We start from the raw sequence: 17566 nt of genomic DNA on the forward strand, positions 1-17566 counted from the left end.
CTTGGACGAGGTATGACCCGCGTCCAGGCCTCAAATGTGTAAACGATGTCCCCGGTTTCAGATGTAAACGATGTCTACGGTTCTACACCCCGATGGCGGTGGATCAGCTAATGAATCTGTTCACTGTCACTGCGCTATCGGGAGCAAGCCCCCTCCCACCTTTGTTCAGCGCGCTCACTTCAAACTCGTTTCCAGCCACGCTTTCAAGTCCTGCACTTCCGCCTCACTGACCGTGTGGTTCATCCCCGGATAGCCATGAAACTCCGGCTTCAACCCAAGCCCCACCAACACCTCATTGGCCCGCGTCGCCGACGCATACGGCAGTGCCTGGTCCAGGGTGCCGTGGCCAATAAAGATCGCCAGTTTGTTCAAACGCTCATCCGGCTTGAGCTCAGCCTTGAGCACCGGCAGCACGCTGCCACTCAACGCCGCAATGCCGCGCACCAGCTGCGGGTCACGTAGAGCCACCTCATACGACATGATCGCACCCTGGCTGAACCCCACCAGGAACACCCGGTCAGGCTGAGTGTGATACTTGGCGGTGGCTTTGCCGACAAAGTCCTTGATCAGCTTGGCGCTGCTGTGCAAATCAGCGGTCACACCATCGTAATCGCCGTCACCCGGTGTCTTGGTAAACCAGCGAAAGCCATTCGGCTGCACCGGCGTCGGCGCGCGGGCCGACAGGTAGGTCCAGGTGGACGGCAGCGCGTCCTTGATGCCGAACAGGTCTTGCTCATTGCTACCGAACCCGTGCAGGAAAATCACCAGCGGCTCGTTGCGCGCATCGGCCTGGGTCTGTTCCAGGTACGCCAGCGGCAAATCGGTGTGCAACTCGGAATCAGCGTGGGCAACGCTGGCCATCAGGGTCAGCGCGAGGGCAAGCAGTTTGAACATGGGACGTTACCTCAGGGTTTGCGTAACAAGTAAGTGTCCATGATCCAGCCATTCTCAAGGCGCGCCGCCTTGCGCACCCGTTCGATCTGTTCTGCCACTTCACCGACCTTGCCGCTGATCAGGATTTCATCCGGTGTGCCCAGGTAGGCACCCCAGTAAATATCCAGGTCCTGATCGGCCACCGTACGGTAGGAATCTTCCGCGTCGAGCATGACCACCAGGGTATCGGCATCGCTGGCCTGCCCCGCCGCCAATCGACGCCCGGTGGTGATCTCGATGGACTTGCCGATACGGTTCAACGCCACCTTATGCTGGGCCGCCAGGGCTTGCACGCTGGTGATGCCGGGAATCACCTCGAATTCAAAGGCGCAGCGGCCACTGGCCAGGATCGCCTGCAGGATGCGAATGGTGCTGTCGTACAGCGCAGGGTCGCCCCAGGCCAGGAAAGCGCCCACTTCACCATCGGCCATTTCCTCGTTGATCATGCGCTCGAAGGTGGCCTGCTTGTCGCGGTTGAGGCCCTGTACGGCGGTGGTGTAGTCGATCTCACCGCGTACGCGCTCGGGGCAGTCGGCCTCGACAAAGCGGTAACCGGGTTCGGTGATATAGGTCTCGCAGATCTCGCGGCGCAGGTCGATCAGCTTGTCCTTGCTCTGGCCCTTGTCCATCAGAAAAAACACGTCGGTGCGGTTCAGCGCTTTCACGGCCTGCATCGTGATGTAGTCAGGGTTGCCGGCGCCAATGCCGATGATGAGGATGCGTTTCATGGGTTGCTCTCATTGCGGGGCATGGATTTTGCCATGTTCAAGCACTCAGGCGTGAGTTTCCAGGCGCAGGCGCCACACCGTGTTGAAGCGCAGCTCGGTAGCGGACAGGGGCTCGACGTCGATCTGGTAGAACATCGAGACCGGACACTGCATGACATACAGCATCGCCGCGCGAATAACAAAGGGATGGGTGATGGCCACTACGTGCCCGGGCTGGGCCTCCAGGGTTTTCATCCACGCTGCGACCCGCGCGCAAATTTGCTCAACCGACTCGCCACCGTGGGGCGCACTGGCGCTGTGGGTCATCCAGTCCAGCAACGCATCGCTGTCCAACTCGCTGATGGCTCGGCCCCTCCAGTCGCCAACGTCGCCATCGCGCAAGGCGTCTTCAATCACTGCTTGACCGCCGAACAACCCTGCCGTCTGCCAGGCACGTGCCTCGGGCGCGCACACCAGACGCAGGTTTTTCTTATAGCGCCCGGCAAGGGATAGCGCTGCGGCTTGCCAATCCATCATCACGGACTCGTTATCGGGAAAACGCCCGTACTTTTGAGCGGGTGTGGCGGCATGGCAAATGAGGGTCAAGCGGGTGGCCTGCATCACTGCTCACTCTGCATCGGGATAGCGCTCTGTATACACCTGATACACATGTGCGGAACCGCCGAGTTTAAACACACCACTCCCTACAAGCCACACGGTACACGCATCAAAGCGCGATCACGGTGTCGCCTTTTCCCTCATTATTACGAGAAAGCCTTATGAAAATCGCGCCCCAGACGTTTGCCGTACAGCCGCATCCGGTCGCGCAGCGGTCCGGTCAGAACAGTGAAGCGCCAGAACATTCGAGAGCCAAACGATCACTGACTCAGACAATCACACAGTGGCCTGTGAATCCGCTACAGCCCTCCCCTACGGATGCACGTTTTCAACGCATTCAGGAACAAAGCAAACACCTTGTGCAGAAAAGCGACAGTGAAATGGCAAGCCAGTATTGCGCTGCATTGATGTTGCTGGATCGTCACAAGACGTCAGTGAGAAAAAATGCTGATCAACCTCCAACGGTCACTGACATACCAGCGTTTTCCACCTTCGGCCAGGCGTGGGCACTCTTCACGCAGGCGCTCAAACAAGAGCCATTTGCACGCTATGCCAAAGACAACAACATCGATATCTCAAGCCTGAGGTGGTTCCCTTCTGCGGATTCAATGGAGTGCAGCATCAACGGCAAAATTCAACTCTTCTCGCGCAATAAGCCCGGTTGGAAAGAAGCCTCCGCTGCTGTTGCGGCTGCGGCAAAAGAAGTGGCCGCCGGTCGACTTGAATCGTTCCAGTACACCGGCGAACACAACGCGCCCATTGACGTGGTGGGTAACTTCTATGGCGAAGATCCCGTGAACCATCGAGGCGAACTGCTCAGTTCGATCAGCGACTTACAGCACAGCGATAAATTCAAATCCCTGATGCCCTTCAACGGCCCACTTACGCCGCAAATCACGCGCGTCAGGGCGGCACAAGCCGAAGTAGAAAACGCCATCGCCACGGCAACCTATAGCCATACCAGGGGGATAGCGGACGCTAACCGCACGCCGACACCTTCGGAACGTGTCGAGGAAGCCGACCGGGAAGTTGCTCGCCTGGTCAGCAGAATAGTGACACACAAAGCCATAAACCCCGGCACCGGCGCTAATGGGGGCATCATCGGCACGCCTGAAGACTCATCCTATAAACAGGCAGTGCAAGCCTATAAAGAGGCCCTCTCCGGCGACGCGTTTAAGCGCTTCATGCACGCACAAAATCTAGATCCCCGAAGCGTACATATCAATTTGGATGGAAGTCTGTTGGCCTTGGGACCAGACTCAGACGGCAGCCTCAAATGGCTCACATTCCCCGCTGAATATGCACCGTGGGCAGCCGTTCAACCTGACATCTTGAAAGCGGCCCGCGAGATAGGAGGTAGCGGGCCGATGGGCTTACCGAACTACAACTTCGTAGAGGATCGCTACCCGATGGCGGGCATCATGGAGTTTTACGGAGTCCGCGAGCATTACGGCTCACCGCAGTGGCTCGAACAAAACGCGGGGCTCATTCGCGACGGTTTCCCCGCCCTGCTCAAAAACAATCCTCCGAACGACGCCCCCTCCCTTGCGGTTCGCGAACGCCAACAGACAGCCAAGCAGCGCCTGGCGCGCCTCCAAGGCCTGCCATCTCCAAGCGTCCAGACGCCCACGCCACCGTTCAGACGCAACCTGGTCGACGCGGCTATACCCACGCCACCGCCCGTTGGGTCCGTGGACATCATCGGCCAGCGTCTGTTTGAAGGGGAACCGAACAGGCAAACAGTGGTAGCCGGATTGCTCAAGGACGCCATCAGCAAGGCATTGCCCGCACTGAATGTGGATGTCCAGCAGTTGGCCTTCGCCGTCCCCGACCCGGCAAATCCCGGTCAATTCCTGGAAACACCGCTGATGGAGTTGGCCATTAACCACGTAGAAGGCGCTGATGCTCCGGTGTTCAGCAGTGACGGCAAGTTTGTCGACACCCGCGCGGACGTACAGGCACGTACCGGCGACCCTGCGGGCACCGCGCTCGACATCGATAAAGCGGCTGTCCAACAGGCTATCAGCCAGTTGCCAGGTAAATTGAACGAAGCACTTCAGACAGCCAGGCTCGATTATTGGGGCAGGCCACCGTTCAATGACCCCATTCCTGGTTCAGGCACCGACACGTCAGTGGGTGTCACGCCCATTTTCGCCGGAGACCGCCGGTTGATGCTCAGTGACCTGGTACGTAACAACCTGCGCCTGGCCAGCATCAAGCAACCGGGGCTGGATGACGAGCAACGCGAAACCCTGGACATGCTCGTGAGGTGTCCCCAGGGCTCGACATGCCCCAAACTGGCGGATGATTCTGAAGTAGCCGTGCACATGCTGGCCAGCACCGAGAATAACCATTCAGGCACCCCGGAGTTTCAAACCCCCAACCTGGTTATCGAACGCAAGGTCGCAGGGCGCACGATCGTATTGGTCTGCGAACCGAGCGGCAAGGTAACCCCTTATGCCTCCCTGGCTGCCGTCAAAGATAAATGGGACCAACACCTCGAACAGGCAAGACCACACGAAACATTCAGCACCCACTTGACCAAGGTAGACGTCGATGCGTTCTATATCCAAGCGAACATCATTATCAACGGGCATGAAGCAAAAGCAGTGGCCACCGAGCCAACACTGCTCGACACGCAGCGACCGGATCGCTCTCAGCACAAGGTGTCCGATTGGATAAAAAATACCTCCGATGCCAACCGCTTCATCTTGCACGACCTCGTCCTGGAACTGGCGGGTTATATGTACCGCCACAAAGAGCAAACCTATAACAGCGGTATCCCGGACATCCGTACTTTTATCCAGAGCCAATTAAACGCACTCTCACCGCCTCCCGCCCCCTATGACATCAATGATGTGGAAGTGGTATTCCACACGCCGTATGCCGTGCCTGTCAGCGGCTTCGGAGCCATCCAAACCACCAGGATGCCCCTCAGCGACGCCTTCATTCAAAACCTTGCAGGACTACCGGGCGGTCGCATAGAGGTTCGTCACAAACCAACCGGGGAATTGATACCTGCCTTGGGGCAAGAGGGTGCTCTCAAAGAACTGATTCAAAAAATAGATGCCGGCAAAAACTATCCCGAGCTGCTTAAACGCGAGTTGCTCAACGACCCCGCCAAAAAGACAGAACGTCAATTACGCTTTGCGCAACAAGTGCCAATCGAGTTGAAGATGAAAGCCTTGGAGCTGACCAGTAAAGGCGCTGAGGGTTTTGATAACGCCATGGGTTACCGGTACCTCCAGACAATACTTGACCCCACGCCAGGGAAAAAGTATGTCAATGGCAACGAGATCACGATGCGTCCCTTGGCGTTCGAACGCGAGCCGGGCGCCACACCCGATGTCGTCGAAAACATGTTCCTGATCGAACCCAAGGACAGCTCGGTAGGCCCGCATATTCTCTATCGCCCCTTGATAGCAGAAGAGCCCTTGCTACAGTTTCCTTCGCGCCAGGCGCTAATGGAGGCACTGCGTAAAACAAAGTCGCTCCAAGATGACGCAGTTGCCTGGCTACCTGATGAAGCGACCCGCTCCATTTATGATCACGGTGGTTTCAGCGAGCCCCATCTACCGAGAAACAGAGTGTTTATCGATGAATTCACGTTACCGCGCAGGCCTGCCGCCCCAACGTTGGCGACCAACGGCGATGCCATCGACACACTTGCAGAGAAGGTGCAATCCGGGCAACTGATGGACTACCTCTACGATGCCAACGCCAACGCCCTGGCAACATTGGCCGAGCGCCAATCGGTGTCCAATTCGCAAAGCCGTTGGGCGACCTTCAAAGAAGGCGGCTTCCTGCTGCTCAACGCAATACTGCCGGCCCTTCGCGGGCCGGCGGCCGTTGTGGGCCTGGCACTGCAGACCCAGGGCATCCTCGGCGATCTTAAAACCTTGGCCAGTGAAAAGGAGGGCAACAAGGACGCGGCCATGGCGGATCTGTTGGCCAACCTGGCATCGTTGGTGCTTCATTCCAGTGTGCGGCGACAATCCAGACCGGCAAGCGTTGCCCCACCGAGGCAAGTGCCGCCCAAACCACCCATAACGGTCGTTGAAAACAATCATTTGCCCACCACCGAAGTAACAACCTCGACTGCAACAGATGGAACACAATATCGCCCCATCATTGAAGCCTTCCAAAAAGACGGATTACTGATCAGAACCCTTCAGCTCAGGAATGCGCATCTGGAGTTTCATAACACCGGTGAGAACCTTGACAGCATTCGTGCGCAGGGCGAGGCCAATAGAGGACACGGCGGGCTGCGCAAATGGAGCCTGGCTCAAGCAGACTTGTTGCCCAACTACTACAAAATGGGTGACAACGCTGGAGCCCTGCCGCGAAACATGGCCATCCTGGCGCTGCCGGAAAAACTCCAGGACAACATCACGGCCATACATGAAAAAGACGCCTTCTCTGGGAACATCCAGGCCGACACGCGATACCTGGGGCGGGAGAAGGCCCGTGAAGGCATGCAAGGCTTATTGAATGACCTGAAGAACCAACAAGGCGAGCACCCCGGCAGCGCGCTTGAAAACAGCGAAATAAAGACGGTAGGCGTGCCACCCGATGCACTGGTCGGCCTGGTTTTCTATGGCTCAAACGGTCAGACCTGGGAGGCCGCCAAGCCACAGTTTCAGAAAGCCATTAACCGAGCCGGCCCTGAGTTCGATGGGAAGTCATACCCTGTCTTTACCTACAAGGTAGAGGGCGGAAAAACCAAGCTGGAATACCTCGAAACACTGAAGGTTGATACCAAGACCGGCTAGCAACACCCTTTGCCGGCCAACGCGCGTTAATCAAACCACTCCCGCCGCCCCTCGAACGTACTCACGATCAGCTCGACGATCATCTGCACCGCTTCGGGGTGGCGCACCTGCGCGTTCACCGCCAGCCACACCTGACGCTGCATGCGCTCGGCCAACAGCCCTGGTAACGCCACCAGCCCCCGGTCGAAGCTGCTCATATAATGGGGCAGCAAACCGATGCAGGCGCCGCAGCGGATCATCTCCAGCATCAGCGAATAGGCATGCACCTGCACCACCGCCGCCAGGCGCTGTTGCACCACCTGGTTCCACGGCTGCAGAGCCTCGACCTGGGCGTCCGGCTGCCATTGCACCAGCATGTAGTCGGCCAGGTCTTCCACGCTATCCGGGCGCGTGATCAGCCGTGAATAGCGCTTGGCGATATGCGGCAGGTACTGCAATCGCGCCAGCGCCCGCGGCGGTTCGGTGACAAAGCTCGGGCCCGGCTGCGGGCCATCGGTGTCCGCCAGCCACAGCACCACGTCCACGTCCACCGCTTGCAGTGACAAGTGGCTGTCGAGGGAGATGATCTCCAGGCGCACGCTGGCATTGCGGCGCAGCAAGGCGATCAGGTCGCGGCCGAGGATGTCGTGCAGGATCGGCTCGGCCACCGCCAGGCGAATCAGCGGCTGCTCCAGCACCGGCAGGCGCCGCTCATGGGCCAGGGCGATGAGTTGTGCCTGCAATTGCTGGCCGTCACGGCTGAGCACCAGGCCGTTGCCCTGGTAGCTGAACAGCGCATGGCGCAGGTGTTCCTCCAGCTGGGCCAGGCGCTTGCGCAACAGGGTTGCCTTGATATTCAGGCTGCGCGCGGCCTGCATGAAACAGCCGCAGCGCGCACTCACCAGAAAGTAGCGTGCCACCTCCGGATCGATCTCACTGGCCAGGGCCAACCAGGCACTGCGTGGCTCGGAGGGTGCGCGATAAGCAGTGGGCCCCTGTGGGGCAGACGGTTCGAGAAATGCCATGGGAGACTCCCTGTCTGGTTGGTCTGTGCATCCAATGCGGGTTGAGGCGTGTTACTCCAGCACTTTGTTCAACTCGGCGCCGTCGATACTCAAGGTCGCGGTGTTGAGCATGCCTTCCAGGTAGGCCTTGGCGATCTGTTCCTGGCGCTGGGCGCGCAGGGCCTGGGTCAGGCGTTCACGCAGCTCGTCCAGGGTGGCGGTACGCGCCGGCTGCTGGCCGATGAGCTTGAGCACATGGAACCCGGCAGGACTTTGCACCACGTCCGAGACCGCACCGACCTTGAGCCGCGCCACCGCGCCCCGCACTTCCGGCACCAGTTGCTGCAACGGCTGCATCCCCGAGTCACCACCGCGCGCGGCGCTGTCGGGGTCCTGGGAAAACTGCGTGGCCAGGGCGGCAAAATCAGCCGGCGCGGCCTGCGCCTTGCGGCTCAGTTCCTGGGCCTGGCGCCGTACGGCATCGAGGTTTTGCGGGTCATTCACCGCGAGGAAAATCTGGCTCACCCGGTACAACGGCGGCGTCACCCACTGCGCCTTGCCACTGTCGTAGGCCTGTTGCAGTTCGGCGGCGCTGGGGTAGTCCGCCGGTACCTGGCTGACCGAGAGCATGTAGTCGCGAAACACAATCTGCTCGGTGGCGGCGCGGGTCTGCTGCTCCACCTCCGGGCGCTGGCGCCAACCCTGGGCGTCGGCCTGTTCGAGCACAGCCTTTTGCGCCAGCCTCGAGCGAATCCAGGTTTCCAGGGCGCCACGGTTGCCGCGCAGTTGCTCGCGGGATTCGGCCGGCAGGCTGGCCAGCACGCTTTTCAGCTCCGGCAGGTCGATCTGCTGATTGCCCAGGCGCGCCACCGCCGGCCCGATCGGTGCCGGATTGACCACCGGTGCCGGTTGCTGCGCCGCCACCGGGTCACTGCCCGGTCGCAGGCTCAAGCCCACCGCCACCACCAGCAAGGCCAGCGCACCCGCGCCGACCATCAGGGTTGGCTTTTTCACAGGACCGGTGCCTCTTCGCCCACCGCTGCGGCCTGCAACTGCGCGGCCTGCTGGCTGTACTCACGCAGGTAGACGATAAATTCCTGCAACAGGCGGTCCCACAATTCCAGCTGGCTACGCAGGTGCGTGGCGCCAACGCCCGCCACCACCACGTCCATTTCCATCAGCAGGAACTCACCCTGCACCGACAACCGCGCAAAGCGCCGCGAGGCGTTCCATACCGGGGCCAGGCCCTCGGGCAACTCGCCCTGCACCCGCAGCGCGCAGCTGTAGGTGAAATCCACATAGCTGCCCTGCTCCGCCGCCGAGTTACCAAAGCGCACGGCGAAGCCAATGCCCTGGCTGGCGCTGAGCAGTTGCACGATGCCGTTCTGTTCGCTCTGGTTAACCCGGTAGCCGGCGTCCTGCAACAGTTCGGTAAGGCTCTGGACGGTGACGCTGGTGATCAATTCGCTCATGGTGATTTCTTCCTTGTCTATCAGTGATTGGCAGTTGCCTGGGGCGCATCAAAACGGCTCTTGTACAGATCATCGCCAAAACCCTGGGCCAGCTCCTCGAACTTCACCCGGGCGCTGCTGGCGAACGGCTGGCGAATGCTCATCACCTCGGCCACATCGATTTTTTCGTAGGCCGCGAGCAGTTGCTGGGCCACGCCGTACATCTGTTGATTCTTGACTGAACATTGCTGCACTTGTGTGTCACGTTCGCTTAAGGCCGCCTGCAAGCGCGCGCGCTCGGCTTCCTTGCCCTTGGCCAGCACCAGCAGTTCGTCATAGGCCTTCTTGAACTTGCCGATCTGCTCGTTGCTCGCCGCCACCTGGGCCTGCGCCTGGCTGTGCAGGCTCTGTTGCTGGCCGGCCAGTTGCTCAGCCGTGCCACGGGCCTTTTCCAGCTCGGCCGTCAGTTGCTTGATTTGCGCCTGGGCCTGCTTGGCCTGGTTTTCGGCGGCCAGCCGTGCGGCACTGGCCTGGGCCTGTTCGCTTTGCAGCGCCTGCAATTGCTGGGTGGTGCTGCGCAATTGCGTCCGCAGGCGTTCCTCCATGCCTTCGGCCGAAGCGCCAGTGGTGACCAGCAGCAGTAACAGCGCGCAGATTCGCGTGTTCATGTGGCATCTCCCTGCGCATCAAAAGCGCGTGTTGAGTTCCAGTTGCATCACATCGACTTCGAACGGCTGGCCGTACACTTCGGAGGCGCTCAACCAACGCGCACTGGCGTAGATGTTCTTGTCGATACCGTAGTTGCCGCCGATGAAATAACCCTTGGCGTTGGTGCCGCCCAGGTGGAACGACGAGTCGTTGAAGCCGTCGGGCAAGGCGTCGGGCTGGATGTACTTGTAGCCGGCCAACACGTTCCAGTCGCCGCGCTTGCGCATCTCCAGGGCGCTGCCGAGGGTGAACGAGACCATCAACGCATTGCCGCCACTTTCAAACTGGCCATTGCTGTTGAGGTTGTTGACGATCTCGCCTTCGCTGCGCTTGAGCATCTCGCCCTTGTCGTAGGCCAGGTTGTGGATGAAGTTCGCCTGGCTGCGCAGCTTGAAGTCGCTGGGCAGTTCGCTGTCCCAGACCAGGTTGAGGTCCAGCACATCGAACTTGGACGCCAGGCCTACGTATTGCGGGTCGGGCGTGCGGACAGGATCAGCCGGGTTGGTGGTGTTGTTGCGCAGGTTGAACACGGTGTTGCCTTTTTGCATGAAGGCCACACGTGTGCCGTCGGTGTCGCAACCTGCCGCGCCCTGCCAGGTGGAGCAAGGACTGGAGCGCTCGCCTTCGATGTCCTGGAACTGGTAGTAGGCAGCGGCGAGCTTGAGACGGTTACTGCGGTTGATCTTCCAGTCAGCGCCAATCTGCCCGCCAAACAGCCATTTGGTCTCGCTGTCTTCCTTGTCGATGCCATTGCTGCTGGCGGTGTCGGAGGTGTATTCGACCGGGAAGGCGCCGAGGGTACCGAACAGGCCCCACTCGCTGTTGAGGCTGTGGTTGAAGATCGCGGCCACACCGTCAAAGTTGAGGTCGTTGGAATACATCATGTCGGTGGCGTAGAACGGGTTGCCAATGCGCCCGGCGGTCAACGTCATGTAGTCGGTGGTTTTCCAGCTCAGGTAACCCTGGTCGAGCCAGATGTCCTTTTTGCCAAAGCCGCCGCCCAGGGTCTGGGTGGTGGACACCGGGTTATTGTCGGAGCCGGTGGCGATACGAATGCCGGCGGTCCATTCGGGCGAGATCACCGCTTTCATGCCCAGGCGTGCCCGCAGGCGGAACAGGTTTTCGCGGTCCTCGCGGGTGTTGATCAGCGGTGGGAACTTGGTGTTGGAGTTTTTGTTGACGTCGTAGGGGCCGGTGTCGTTCAGCTTGGCGTAGTCGGTGATGGTGTTGTCGTTGCGGCCGGAGAAATAGCGCGACTCGTCGCGCAGACGAATATCGCCATCGAAGCTGATGCGCGAGATCCAGTCGGGGAAGGTATTAGGCTGCGCCCAATTTTCCTTCTTGGCGGTGGACATGACTTCGGCTTTGACTTGGTCGCGGATCTGGTCGCGCACCGCCTGCGGCACGTACTGCACGCGCACATCGCCAGGCGCGGTCGCCGGGCCGCTGGCGACCACCGGCGCGGCATTGGCCTGGCGGGCCTGCTGGGCTTCTTTTTCGGCCTGGGCGATCAGCCCATTGGCGGTGTCCTGGGTCAGCACACCTTGCTGCACCAGCAGGCGGATCAGGTTGATGGTGACGTTTTCCGAAGGCGCAACCGGGGCTGCCGCCGCTTGCCCGACCAGGGTCGCGATGACCATGCCAACCGCCAGGGTCAGTCGATTCACGGGGGAAATCATGTGTACGCAACTCCTGTAAAAACCGTAGATAAGAGGTTTCGTGCAATCAATCCGGGCGCCGGCCCTTGAGGGACAGGCGCATGGGCAGCGTCAGCGACGCCGGAGGTTTCTGGGTGGCACGCGGCGCTCGGATCAACGCGAGCATCTGCGCGTCGGTCTCGGCATCCCCGCTGGACTTGGCCACCACGGCCTTCGTCACCTGGCCATCGGCGCCCAACCACAGGTCTATCTGTATCGAGAACGCCTTCTTGCGCAGCTCAGGGTCTTCGCGCATCAGGCGCTGATACGTACCGGCCAGGTACTGCTTGTACGTGCCGGTCCCCAGCCCACCGCCGCCACTGCCGGCCATACCGCCGCCCTTGCCGGCGCCGATGTTGAAGCCGTCGTTGCCGGACTGCGCATCGCCGTCGATCTGCATCGGGTTGGCCAGGTCTTCATTCGGTGAAGGCGGTGCTTCCTCGGCCGGCTTGACCTCTTCGGGCTCGGGGCTCGGCACCGGCTCCGGGACTTTCTCTTCAACCTGGGGCTCGGGCTCCTTGGGCTTCTCCGGGGGCGGCGGCGGCAGTGGCGGCAACGGGATAATCGTCGGCACCTTCGGCGCTTCACGGCGTACGCCACTCATGTCATTGGCCCACTGCCAGAGAAACCAGGCCGCCACGGCGCCCAGCAACAGGCCGGCGCCCCACTTCAACGGGCGCAACGGCGGTTTGTTCTTCACCGGCAATGGCGCGATCGGGATCTGTGCGGTCATGACTCAGCCCTGGCTCGGTTTGCCGGTGACCAGCCCGACCTGGGACAGCTCCAGCCGACGCAGCAGGTCGAGCACCTCGATGACCTTCTGGTACTGCACCATCGCATCGCCGCGCACGATCACCGGGAAGTCCGGGTTCAGCGCTTTCTCGACGCGCAGGCGTTCCTCGAGTTCGCCGAGGGTCACCGGGTAAGCGTCGAGGAACACCTGGCCGCCGTCGTTCACGGAAATGGCCTTGGTCTTGGCCTCCGACAGCGACACCGAGGCGCTGGCCTTGGGCAGGTGAATCTGGATCCCCGAAACCTGGGCGGTGGCGGTGAGGATAAACATCACCAGCACCACCATCAGCACGTCCACCAGGGGCGTGATGTTGATGCTGTCAACGGCGGCATCATCGTCATCGTCGTGGGAGGCATTTACGGAAGCCATGGCGATTCTCCTCAGGCCGGAACCGATGCGTGATGGTCGCGACGGTGCGCGGTTTCACTGTGCTGGCTCTCGCCGTGCATCTCCGCCAGGCGGGTGATGAACTCGTCGACGAATACCCGCATGTCGGCGCTGACTTCCTTGTTACGCGTGATCAGGCGGTTGTAGCCAAACAACGCGGGGATCGCGACGAACAGGCCCATGGCCGTGGCCAGCAAGGCCGCCGCCATGCCTGGGGCGATGGCGTTGATGTTCACGTCGCCGGCCATGGCCGTGCCGAGGAACACCACCATGATCCCCAGCACCGTACCGAGCAGGCCGATGTACGGGCCGCCGGCGATGGCGTTGGACAGGGTCGACAACTTGGAACTCAGGGCCTGGTTCTCACGGGTACGCACGCCGTCCATGGAGCAGCGGATCGCTTCGATGGTCGCCGCCGACACCGACGAGGTATCGGCGCCCTGGGCACGGCGGGTGCGGATCTCCTTGACCGCCACAAGGTACAGGCGCCACAGCGAAGAATGGCTCAGGCGCTCAGCCAACTGTGCGTCGTCGGCATACATCTCCAGGCGCGTGCCGATCTGGGCGAAGTGCTCGCGGAACACTTCGTTGGCACTGCTGAGGCGGCTGACCTGGCGGTTCTTGCGCAACATGATGACCCACGACTGGAACATCATCGCCACCAGCACCAGGATGATCACCCAGGCGTCCACCGGCACGGCGTTGAGCAAAAAGCCCAGGCTGCCGAAACCGAAACCGGACTGTTCTTCATCCACGCCGTAGGCCACCAGTTTCGACTCGGCGCCCTGGGCACTCGCGTCAGCCAGCAACAGCGCGGCCGGGCGTGCCACCTTGGACAGGCGCAGCTCATCCATGGCCCCGGCGAACGGCAGGTACGTGCTGCCGGCTTCCGGCAGGTCGGCGCCGACCGCCAGCTGCGTATTGAACGCGGGCATGGCCACGGCGAGGTTGGCGGTTTCACGGCCATTCACATACAGCGTGACCTTGTCGCCCTCGGCGGTGAACGCCAGGTGCTGCCATTGGCCAGGGTTCAGCGGTTGGGTCGACACCGCGCGCTGGCCGTCGATCTCCACAAACGGCGAGCCCTGGTTCAGGCCCAGCAACAGGCTGTGGGCGCCGTCACGCCGGGCCAGCACGATTTGCTCGCCACTGGCCTGGTCCAGGCGCAGCCAGGCGCTGAAGGTGAAGGCAGCGCCGGCGGCGTGTTGCAGCGACGGGCTGGCCGGCAACATCAGCGGCTGGCCGGCGAACTGCAAGGCGCGGCCGATCACGCCGTCGATGCTCGCGCCGGTGGCGTTCAACGCGGTGTTGGCGTAGGCCGTGGTGTCCCGTGGCGGCGTCGCGTTGGCGCCATCGAAGTGATAGAGCGCGGTGTAATTCGGGTCGAAGGTCAGTTGGCCGTTAGCGGTGGCCGGGGCCTTCTGGTTGCCGTAGTACATCCAGATGTCCTGGCGCTGACCGCCTTCGACCTTGGGTACATCGACCCAGATCAACGCCATGCCCATCAATGGGTCGAAGCTTTCGATCTGGTGATTGAACACTGTCTTGTCATCGGCACTCACAAAGCGCAGGTCGGCGCCGTCGTCCTTGACCCCGTCAAAGGTGAAGTTGCCGGTGTGCAGGCGCACCAGCAACGCGGTGCGGCCCAAGGCCTGATTGATCGCGGCGCCTTGGGCGGTGGTGTCCACCGAAATCTGTTTGCGGTAGTGCCAATCGTCCTGCCACCAGGCATGGGCGGTGGCCGGGAGCGCGAAGCCCAGGCAGATCAACAGGCTCAGGAATAGGCGTTGCATGGGTGAAGTCTCCGGAAGAAAAAGTCAGAAAGTCGCCTGCACACTGAAGTGCAGTCGCGAGTCCTGTTTCTGGGTGTTCGGTCCATCGAGCAGCGGGTAACCCCAATCCAGGCTGCCGGAGAACCACTTGCTCAAACTGGCGCGGGTGCCAAGGCCGACACTGGCCAGGCTGTATTCGTCTTCTTGCTCGGGCAGCGGGTCGTGCAGGCGCATGCGCGCGCCTTCGGCGAACGCATAGAAGCGCCACTCCTGCACGTAGCTGCCGAGGAACTTGGCCAGGGACGGCGTGCGCAGTTCCTGGGAAAGCAAATACCCCTCGTCCCCGGTGCGCTCGGCCGCCAGGTAGCCGCGCACCGAGGTGGCGCCGCCGGCGGAATACTGCTCGTTGGACACCAGCGGCCCGGAGGCCAACTGGAAAGCGCCCTTGGAGGCCGACTGCCAATCGTTGGCGAAGGTGTAGGTGTAATTCAGGTCACCCTTGAGCACGGCAAAACTGGCACTGGCCTTGTAGCGCTTGTAATCAAACTCTTCGGCGTCGCTGCCGTAGCCAAAGAATGCGCGGGTGCCGACCACCAGGTTCAAGCCCAGCCCCAACTGGGATTGCTCGGTGTAGCGATAGCCGTTGTAGCCCAGGGTGAACGGTGCGTACTTGAGCGGCACCTGGTCGCTGCTGGAACCGAACTTCAACTGCTCGTCAAAATCCTTGAAGTCGATGCCGAACGAAAACGAATTGGCCCAATTGCCCGCCGCCGGCAAGCTGTAAATGGCGGACACGCCATAGGAGTGGCCCTTGCCCAACACGTTGCTGCCGCCGATGGTGGCGATGTTGCTGTCGGACTGGTAACCGGAGAACTGCAAGGTCCAGCGTTCATCCAGTGGCGCACTGTAAGAGCCCGACCAGACCTTGGCGTTGTCGGTGTCCTGGGGCGCGGTGAAGTAGGTCAGGGAAATGCTGTGGCCCAGTTGCCAGAGGTTGTCGTAGCCCAGGGTCGCGACCGAGCGCAGCTTCTCGGTGTCGGCGCTGTAGTCGTTGTTCAGGCCGAGGCTGGCGTGCCAGGGGTTCTGGTCTTCGACCTGCAGATCCACGTCCATGGTGCCGGGGCGCTGGCCTTCGCGTACCAGTGGCGTCACCTGCCGACCGGCACTGCGGTTGAGCCCGGCCAATTGGGTTTGCACCGTGGTGAAATCCGGTACCGCACCTTCCTTGAGCCCCGGCACTTCGTCGCGGATCTCCACCGGCGAATAGTGCTTGGCGCCGACCACACGCACGCGGCCCACCTTGGTCTCGCTGACCTGCAGATAGACGATGCCGTCATCGACCTTCTGCTCCGGCAGCTCGACAAACACCGACTGATAGCCACGCGCCTGGTAGATCTTCTGCAACGCATCGCGCGCGCCTTCGATATCGTCCAGGGTCTTTTGCGGGCCGAGAAACGGGTACACCGCCTCCTCGATCGTCGCCGCATCGAGCACAGTATTGCCGCGCACGAAGTACTCATTGACGTCCACCTTGCGCGCCGGGGCTTGCTCGCCCTCTTCGGCCCACACCGGTGGCGCCAGGACGCCCAGCGTCAGGCAGCACAACGCCAGCGTTGATTTGAACAGATGCTCCACACCGCCCCCTAACTGTCTAAGATTTTGCGCCGTCGCCGATTGCACGGCGTCTGGCCTGCTCAATTACTGCTGGTCGAAAGATGGCTGTGCCGCGCCAGCCAGGTGTGCAGCAAGGCGAAGTTCAGGGAGAACTCCGGCATGTGCAGCAAGGCGCCACAGAACACTTCACCGATGATGGTCTGGATCAACTGCACGGCCTGCGGGTTGTTCAACAGGCTGGCGATGTCGCGCTGCAGGACGTGGATGCTCCACACCTTCTGGTTCAGCTCCAGGCCGACGAACCAGCGGAACAGCAGGTTGTAGTTCAGTTGCTCGTGCAGCTGCTGTTCGCTGGGCACCGAATACAGCAGTTGCAGCAGCAGGATCTGCACCACGGTCTGCGGCGCGATCAACATGCCCGGTTCGGCCTGGAGCAGGTCGCGATGCTGGCCGAGCACCTCTTCGATCTGCGGGCGCAACAACACCAGCGAATGCCCGGCCGGGATGTAGCTGGACACTTCCTTCAAGGCGCCCTGCCAATCGTCCTGGGAGACGATCCACACCCAAGGCGCGCCGTAGCGATAAACCGAAACCGGCTTCTTGCGCGCGGCCTCGACGATCTTCGACAGGCGCTGGTCGAGCTCCTGCATGCCGACTTTCGAGTAACGTTCCATAGTTCCCATTGCCCCACTCCTGGCGTCCCGCTGACGGCTGGGGAGGCGGCTTGTGGCGGCCTCCAGCGCGTTACATAGGCAAGACGGAAGTGGCGATGAGCTACCGAACTTTTGTCATGAAAGCTTCATTTGGGATTGTGAGGGGGGCAATTTTTCGGGGGGCTGCTTTGGCGGCCCTAGAGCTGAGCGGAGTTGTGCCCGGTGTACTCGGTTGGAAATGTGGGAGGGGCGGTGCGACGATTCGACTTGCCCCCGATGGCGGCCTCTGGGCCGACCATTTGCTGGGGTTGGAATGAGTACATATCCGTTGCTGCGGTAACGGCTGCTTAGGGTTCCGCTCTTACAGCGGGTCACTTTGGAAAAGCCCCAAAGTAACCAAAGGGCTCTTGCCCCACCACTCGGTACCTCGCCTAGGCTCGGTATGCCCTCACTCCGGCTTGAATCCGTGGGCCGCCGT

Annotated in this window: 13 protein-coding genes and 1 pseudogene; 1 reads left to right on the top strand and 13 read right to left on the bottom strand. The window is 61.2% G+C overall.

The window, feature by feature from the left end; translation table 11 throughout:
- Positions 1-174: 174 nt before the first annotated feature.
- From FBY10_RS31070 to FBY10_RS31080, 3 genes are read right to left on the bottom strand one after another with little or no spacing between them, the layout of a single operon-like run.
- Positions 175-894: an alpha/beta hydrolase gene (locus tag FBY10_RS31070; RefSeq protein ID WP_145338849.1), complete on the bottom strand. Its 720-nt coding sequence runs from the start codon at positions 892-894 to the stop codon at positions 175-177.
- An 11-nt stretch (positions 895-905) separates the two neighbouring features.
- Positions 906-1661, bottom strand: coding sequence for a precorrin-6A synthase (deacetylating) (cobF, locus tag FBY10_RS31075; protein ID WP_131700702.1), 756 nt, complete (start codon positions 1659-1661; stop codon positions 906-908).
- A gap of 45 nt (positions 1662-1706) precedes the next feature.
- On the bottom strand, positions 1707-2261 hold the full coding sequence (locus FBY10_RS31080; RefSeq protein WP_131700701.1) for a histidine phosphatase family protein: 555 nt from the start codon (positions 2259-2261) through the stop codon (positions 1707-1709).
- Between the two features lie 158 nt (positions 2262-2419).
- Between FBY10_RS31080 and FBY10_RS31085 the strand changes: the two genes are divergently transcribed.
- Positions 2420-7030, top strand: coding sequence for a dermonecrotic toxin domain-containing protein (locus FBY10_RS31085; RefSeq protein ID WP_145338848.1), 4611 nt, complete (start codon positions 2420-2422; stop codon positions 7028-7030).
- A 26-nt stretch (positions 7031-7056) separates the two neighbouring features.
- On the opposite strand, the gene FBY10_RS31090 is transcribed toward FBY10_RS31085, so the two are convergent.
- The 10 genes and pseudogenes from FBY10_RS31090 to FBY10_RS32430 form a co-directional block, all read right to left on the bottom strand.
- Positions 7057-8034, bottom strand: coding sequence for a LysR family transcriptional regulator (locus FBY10_RS31090; protein ID WP_145338847.1), 978 nt, complete (start codon positions 8032-8034; stop codon positions 7057-7059).
- 51 nt (positions 8035-8085) lie between these two features.
- The gene (locus FBY10_RS31095; RefSeq protein WP_145338846.1) at positions 8086-9027 is read right to left on the bottom strand and encodes a peptidylprolyl isomerase; all 942 of its coding nucleotides are present in this window, start codon (positions 9025-9027) and stop codon (positions 8086-8088) included.
- On the bottom strand, positions 9024-9485 hold the full coding sequence (locus FBY10_RS31100; protein ID WP_145338845.1) for a YbjN domain-containing protein: 462 nt from the start codon (positions 9483-9485) through the stop codon (positions 9024-9026). The genes FBY10_RS31095 and FBY10_RS31100 overlap by 4 nt, the downstream gene beginning before the upstream one ends.
- Before the next feature lie 20 nt (positions 9486-9505).
- Entirely contained in the window at positions 9506-10132 is a 627-nt protein-coding gene (locus FBY10_RS31105; RefSeq protein ID WP_131700696.1) for a DNA repair protein, read from the bottom strand.
- 18 nt (positions 10133-10150) lie between these two features.
- A complete protein-coding gene (locus tag FBY10_RS31110) occupies positions 10151-11851 on the bottom strand; it encodes a putative porin (RefSeq protein ID WP_145338844.1) in 1701 nt (566 codons plus the stop codon).
- A 46-nt stretch (positions 11852-11897) separates the two neighbouring features.
- A complete protein-coding gene (locus tag FBY10_RS31115; protein ID WP_131700694.1) occupies positions 11898-12602 on the bottom strand; it encodes an energy transducer TonB in 705 nt (234 codons plus the stop codon).
- 3 nt (positions 12603-12605) lie between these two features.
- Entirely contained in the window at positions 12606-13031 is a 426-nt protein-coding gene (locus FBY10_RS31120) for a biopolymer transporter ExbD (RefSeq protein WP_131700693.1), read from the bottom strand.
- Positions 13032-13042: 11 nt separating this feature from the next.
- On the bottom strand, positions 13043-14842 hold the full coding sequence (locus FBY10_RS31125) for a DUF2341 domain-containing protein (RefSeq protein WP_145338843.1): 1800 nt from the start codon (positions 14840-14842) through the stop codon (positions 13043-13045).
- A 24-nt stretch (positions 14843-14866) separates the two neighbouring features.
- Positions 14867-16456 (bottom strand): ShlB/FhaC/HecB family hemolysin secretion/activation protein, encoded by a 1590-nt coding sequence (locus tag FBY10_RS31130; protein ID WP_145338842.1) that lies wholly within the window; start codon positions 16454-16456, stop codon positions 14867-14869.
- Positions 16457-16721: 265 nt separating this feature from the next.
- Positions 16722-16818, bottom strand: a pseudogene (locus FBY10_RS32430) (transposase); the annotation flags it as partial.
- Positions 16819-17566: the final 748 nt, after the last annotated feature.

Origin of the sequence: Pseudomonas sp. SJZ103, assembly GCF_007828335.1 — a bacterium.
GTDB lineage: Bacteria > Pseudomonadota > Gammaproteobacteria > Pseudomonadales > Pseudomonadaceae > Aquipseudomonas.